Raw genomic sequence first — 3,402 nt, forward strand, 5'->3', positions numbered from 1 at the left:
GTCCTAAAAGGAGAATAGGAAGAACATTAAAGAGAGTTGGAAGTACATTAAAGAGAATAGGATATTAATAAATGCTTTTAAGATAAGCAAAAACCATTAAAGCCTATTGATTAATGCCTGACATAAATACATTGGTCGGAATAGGCTATCCTAAAAGGAAAATAGGCTACCCGTTTGGTTTTTCTTCACTTACTGAGGATAAGATGACTTATTGAACCGGCCAATCTTGGCGATGAATATGAAAATACCTCTGCACCTATTGTATTCTAATGTCAATACACATATTGGGTATATAATAAAATACTCATTCCCCAACTAAAATATAGCTTAATTGAGTCATCTAAGTATTAAACTGAAGATCAGTAGATCTCTTCCAGTTTTTGTCATCGTATTCTCTCTCTCGTTATTTACAAGTGACGTTCTGCTGGCTATGACACCCGTCAACCAAGCTAGCGCGAATGAATCCTCCGCTCTCTCGACTATTCAGGCCCAAAAAGACATTTTGGTCGTGGGCAGTGAACAAGACTATCCACCTTTCGCTATAGGCATGACCGATGACACTGCGGATGGTTTTACCGTTGATCTATGGAAAGCAGTCGCGGCAGAAGCAGGCTTGAACTACGTCATCCACGTGCTGCCTTTTCATACGATTCTTCAGGAATTTAAAGAGGGCAAGATTGATGTCCTAATTAACCTTGCACAATCTGAAGAGCGACACCAATTCGCGGATTTTACTGTTCCTCATGTCATCATTCATGGTGCGATCTTTGTGCGCAAGGGCGAATCTCAGATCCATTCGGAGGACGATTTTGTAGGTAAATCTATTATCGTGCTTAAAGCCGATTTGGCGTATGACTATGCCGTATCAAAAGGATGGGAGAAACAACTGGTACTTGTAGATACGGCAGAACAAGGCTTGCGCTTGCTGGCATCGGGTAAGCATGATGCGATGCTACTAAGCAAACTGGCTGGGATGCAGACCTTGAGAGATCTTAAGATTTCCACTATTGAGGCGCTGGATGTAAAAGCGGGTTTTACACAGAAATTCTCGTTTGCCGTTCACAAAGGAAACGCTGATCTGCTAGCTAAGATCAATGAAGGACTGGCATTGACCAAACCCAGTGGCACTTTCGATGCACTCTATGAAAAGTGGTTTCGACCGTATGAAGAAAAACAGGCAACGTTTTGGGAGGTATTCTGGTATCTATCGCCCATTATTCTAATTCTGCTTAGCTTCGCTGCCTATGAATTTTATAAGCGCCGGATAGAAAACAAACGGGCAGAGGCACAACTGGCACTATCGGCAAGGGTTTTTAAAGAAGCTCGTGAAGCCATCATGATTACTGATGCCGACGGTACCATTATCGACGTCAATCCTACCTTCTGCGAGATCACCGGTTATAGCAGGGAAGAGGCCATCGGACAAAATCCACGCATACTCAGTTCTGGCAAGCATGGCGCTGAATTTTTTGCCGTGATGTGGGCAGAGCTAAAAGAGCATGGCTACTGGCAAAGTGAAATGTGGAATCGCAAAAAAAACGGTGAGCTCTACGCCGAACATATTACGATCTCCACTCTACGCGATGAGGAGGGCGAGGTTATTCACTACGTCGGACTTTTTTCAGACATCACTGAACGAAAGAGAATTGATCGGGTACTCGCTGATAAAGAGCGACATCTTTCAACGCTGATTTCAACATCGCCAGTCGGGGTATTCGAAACTGACCCAGATGGAAAATGTACTTATGTCAACGAGCGTTGGTCAGAAATCACTGGATTGCCATTTGAGGCTGCAAAGGCCGATGGCTGGACCATATCACTGCATCCAGAAGATAAGGAAAAAGTCTTTGCTGAATGGGTCACTGTAGTCACGGAACAACGTCCATTTCATTTAGAGTACCGATTTCAACATACAGATGGAAAGATTTTTTGGGTCATTGGACAGTCACGTGAATCTCGCTCGGTAACAGGTGAGTTACTAGGCTATATCGGAACCATCACAGACATTACCGAGCGCAAGCAAGCCGAAGAATCATTACAGATGATGCGGTTCAGTGTGGATCACGCGGGTGATAGCATATTTTGGATCAGTCCTGAGGGGCGCATCCTTTATGTAAACAACGCAACTTGCATGGAACGGGGTTACTCCCGCGAGGAATTGCTTGGAATGAGCATTTTCGATCTGGATCCGGATTACCAACCCGACGTCTGGGGTTCGCACTTTGAAGACCTCAAACGGCGCGGCACTATCACACATAAGACCCGGCACCGCACTAAGGACGGGGTTGTGTATCCCATCGAAGTCAATGCCAATTATGTTGCTATCGGCGGACATGAATTCAATTTTTGCTTCCTTCGCAATATCACCGCTCGTAATCTCATGGAAGATGAATTAAAAACCCGTGAGAAAAAATTCCGTTCGATTATTGAGATTTCTCCGGTGCCGATGGCATTAAATGATGAACAGTTGAATATTACTTATCTGAACCCGGCGTTTATACAAACCTTTGGTTACTGTTTGGAGGATATTCCGACTCTGGTGGAGTGGTGGCCGAAAGCCTACCCTGATTCCGATTATCGGGAATGGGTCAAGACTACGTGGCAAGCGAGGTTTGAACAAGCCAAACGTGAACATAAGCCATTTCCGCCCATGGAGCTTAGTATTTGCGCTAATGGAGGGACATTGAAAACCGTGCTAGTGAGTGCAACGACAATTGCGGGTTCTGATGAGCATTTGGTCGTACTATTTGACATTACTGAGCGCAAACAATCTGAAACCGATCTACGTATTGCCGCCACTGCCTTTGAATCCCAGGAAGGTATGCTCGTCACTGATGCCAATCATAACATTCTCCGTGTTAATGGCGCCTTCACTGATATTACCGGTTATTCGGCAGAAGATGTTTTAGGCAAGAACCCCCGGATACTGAAATCAGGCCAACATGATGCAAACTTCTATGCAGCCATGTGGGAAAGCATCAATACCACAGGCTCTTGGCAGGGGGAAATCTGGAACCGCCGCAAAAATGGTCAAATTTTTCCAGAACATCTCACCATCACCGCAGTAAAGGACCAAAACAGCAACATTTCCAATTACGTTGCCACGCTCACCGACATCACCTTACGTAAAGAGGCGGTTGATAAAATTGAACAACTAGCCTTCTATGATTCGCTTACTGGACTGCCTAATAGACGATTGCTTCAGGATCGACTAAAATCTGCATTGGCTTCCAGTCATCGCAGTGGTCGGCAAGGTGCGTTATTGTTCATTGACATGGATAATTTCAAGGCTCTTAATGATACCCTCGGCCATGACATGGGCGACTTATTACTTCAACAGGTGGCGCAGCGTCTTGAATCTTGCCTGCGTGAAGGTGACACTGTCGCTCGTTTTGGTGGTGA

At 45.0% G+C, this 3,402-nt stretch carries 1 protein-coding gene; it reads left to right on the forward strand.

What is annotated here, in order from left to right; genetic code table 11:
• Positions 1 to 430: 430 nt before the first annotated feature.
• Positions 431 to 3,402, forward strand: a 2,972-nt coding sequence (locus tag WCO51_11340; protein MEI6513847.1) for a PAS domain S-box protein, incomplete at its 3' end; no start/stop codon positions are given.

It is taken from the genome of bacterium, assembly GCA_037131655.1.
In the GTDB taxonomy this organism is placed as follows: Bacteria; Armatimonadota; Fimbriimonadia; order Fimbriimonadales; family JBAXQP01; genus JBAXQP01.